The organism is Kamptonema animale CS-326, from assembly GCF_028330895.1.
Lineage (GTDB): Bacteria > Cyanobacteriota > Cyanobacteriia > Cyanobacteriales > Microcoleaceae > Kamptonema > Kamptonema formosum.
Genome location: NZ_JAQMUA010000004.1, coordinates 1 through 2,791, shown reverse-complemented (window position 1 = coordinate 2,791; position 2,791 = coordinate 1). Strand labels below are relative to the sequence as shown.

Here is a 2,791-nt window from a genome sequence, read left to right as displayed (position 1 = left end):
CTCCCCTGCTCCCCCTCTCCCCTCTCCTCAGCTTTTAGGTTTGAGATAGACAATGGCTTGTCGCCAGATCGTAGTCTGTATATTTTCTTCGTCTAGCAGGCAAATGCAATGGGGGTCTTGCCAGAAAATTTTTCCAGCTAAAAGGTCATTAGTGACGAGTTTGAGTTCTACTTCTTGTTTGTCTTTGATGTAGGTTTGAACTTGGCGAATGCTGGGCAATCCCGTCTCGAATTCAGACATAATCGTGAATAGGTAATAGGTAATGGGTAATGAGTAAGGAGTGGAGTCAGCGGTCAAGATATTGGAAGAGGACTTACACACTCTGTACAATCTTCCGCGATCGCGAGTCAAGCTCGATCGCAGTTGCCAGGTACGAAGCAAGTCCGCAGCCAGCCTGAAGCAATCTCAGACCTTTATATTTGCGTTACGGTGCGTAAGTCCTATAGAAGTTTATCAAGTTAATTAGGAGCTAATCGTTGAAATGGCAATTGAGTTTACTAAGTATCACGGACTAGGTAATGATTTTATTCTGATTGACAACCGTCATCAGTCAGAACCAATTTTAACCCTACAGCAAGCAGAGGAGTTGTGCGATCGCCACTTTGGGATTGGTGGAGATGGCGTAATCTTTGCTCTTCCAGGGCAAAATGGTACGGACTATACTATGCGGATTTACAACTCCGATGGTTCGGAAGCGGAAATGTGCGGTAATGGTATTCGCTGTTTAGCTAAGTTTATCGCTGATTTAGAAGGTGTCAATGCTAAAACTCAGTATCGTATTGATACTCTTGCTGGTGTTATGACCCCAGAATTGCTAGCTGATGGTCAGGTAAAAGTTGATATGGGAATACCTCGACTTTTAGCTGCGGAAATTCCCACAACTTTAGAATCTCCCGATCGCAAAGTTGTAGAGTTACCCCTAGAAGTAGCCGGACAGTCTTGGTTAGTTACCTGTGTCAGTATGGGAAATCCACACTGTATTACCTTTGTAGAGGACGTTTCAGCAATTGCTTTAGAAACTATTGGGCCGCTATTTGAGCATCACGCGGTTTTCCCCCAGCGGACAAATACAGAATTTATCCAAATTATACGTCGAGACTACGTGAAAATGCGGGTGTGGGAAAGAGGCGCTGGTGTTACGCTTGCTTGTGGGACTGGTGCTTGTGCTTCTGTGGTAGCTGGAGTGTTAGCTGGAAAGTGCGATCGCATAGCTGCGGTTGAACTCCCTGGCGGTATTTTGCAAATTGAATGGTCACAAACCGACCAAAGGCTTTATATGACTGGGCCAGCAGTACAAGTATTTGCGGGCAAAATTTAGCCGTCAACAGCAGTACCGCAACACTCGGAACATCAGAATAAATAAGCTGAAATTGCTTATTTATTTTGTTCGCAATCTAACATCTAATATCTAACATCTAATATCAATTAGGGGTACTTTAATGGGCGGCGGCATTTATCTAATTCAGGACGACGACCGGCTGGTGGAAATGACAGAACAACCCTATGATTCCGAAGATCAGCTTCAAGAATTGCTAGAAACTTATCCTAACCTAATAGCAGGCGATCAAATAGATAGAGCGACACCAAGGCGATGGCTGTTAATTTCACGGGAAGTGGCACTGTTAAGTGAAGAGGAGACTGCTGGTCGTTGGTCGTTGGATCATTTGTTTCTTGACCAAGATGCAATTCCTACTTTGGTAGAAGTTAAGCGTGCTCGCAGTGCGGATGCTCGGCAAAAAATAACTGGTCAAATGCTTGATTATGCTGCTAATGCTGTAGTTTATTGGCCAATTGAGTCAATTATTGGTTTATTTGAAACTAATTGCCGGGAACAAAATCGCGATCCCGAACAAATTTTTGAGGAATTTTTGGGTGCTGATACTAATGAGGATCGGTTTTGGCAGAAGGTAAAAACTAATTTGCAAGCTGGTAAATTGCGTTTGGTTTTTGTGGCAGAAGAGATTTCCGCAGAAATGCGGCGAGTGGTAGAATTTCTAAATGAACAGATGGACCCGGTAGAGGTTTTAGCTTTAGAAATTAAGCAATATGTTAGCCAAGATGGTTTAAAAACCTTGGTTCCTAGAGTGATTGGCCAGACGGCGGAAGCACAGCAGAAAAAATCAAGTGCGACTCGTGAAAGAAGGCGTTGGGATGAGGCTTCTTTCTTTGAGGAATTGAAAGCTAGGCGAGGTGAGGATGAGGCGGAAATGGCTAGCTCTATCCACGACTGGGTACAAAGTCAAGAGCCTGAAGTTGAAGTGCATTGGGGTACAGGTGACACTTATGGAGGCTTTGCGGCTCAGCTTAATCAAAGGGGAAGAAAACCTTATCAGTTGTTTACTGTTGATATTTCTGGAAGGCTGGAGATTTCTTCTAGTAATTATGGTTCCCAGTGGCCCTTTAATCAGGGAGATAAATGGTTAGAATTGCGGTCTAAACTTAGTTCTATTGGTCTGTCGCTACCGATAGATCCTGGCGAGAGACGTTCGCCTAGTTTGCCTTTATCTACCTTGCAGGATGAATCGGCTCTTAAGCAGGTTCTTGAAACTTTTGATTGGATTATTGAGGAAATTCAAAGTTCGTAGAAATGTTAAGGGTTAACTGGTAATTGGTAATTGGTAATTGGTAATTGGTAATTGGTAATTGGTAATTGGTAATTGGTAATTGGTAATTGGGGGAAATTGTTCCTAGTCTCCTAGTCTCTCTCTTTCCCCCTCTCATTCTTCCTTCTTCCTTCTCTCCTAGATAACTAAATTTTTCTTCCTTCTTCCTTCTTTCTTCTCTCCTAGAT

At 43.2% G+C, this 2,791-nt stretch carries 3 protein-coding genes and 1 pseudogene; 2 read left to right on the top strand and 2 right to left on the bottom strand.

The features are described from left to right. Positions 1-27 precede the first annotated feature (27 nt). Complete coding sequence (locus PN499_RS29730; RefSeq protein ID WP_465249953.1) at positions 28-381, bottom strand: Hfq-related RNA-binding protein; 354 nt, start codon at positions 379-381, stop codon at positions 28-30. A gap of 100 nt (positions 382-481) precedes the next feature. On the opposite strand from PN499_RS29730, the gene dapF reads away from it, so the two are divergent. Together dapF and PN499_RS00075 are read left to right on the top strand one after the other, a co-directional pair. Next, entirely contained in the window at positions 482-1,318 is an 837-nt protein-coding gene (gene dapF, locus PN499_RS00080) for a diaminopimelate epimerase (RefSeq protein WP_272029551.1), read from the top strand. 121 nt (positions 1,319-1,439) lie between these two features. Next, entirely contained in the window at positions 1,440-2,585 is a 1,146-nt protein-coding gene (locus tag PN499_RS00075; protein WP_272029550.1) for a hypothetical protein, read from the top strand. Here PN499_RS00075 and PN499_RS00070 read toward each other — a convergent pair. Continuing rightward, positions 2,560-2,791 (bottom strand): annotated as a pseudogene (locus PN499_RS00070) (hypothetical protein); the annotation flags it as partial. The gene PN499_RS00075 and the pseudogene PN499_RS00070 sit on opposite strands and share 26 nt — an antisense overlap.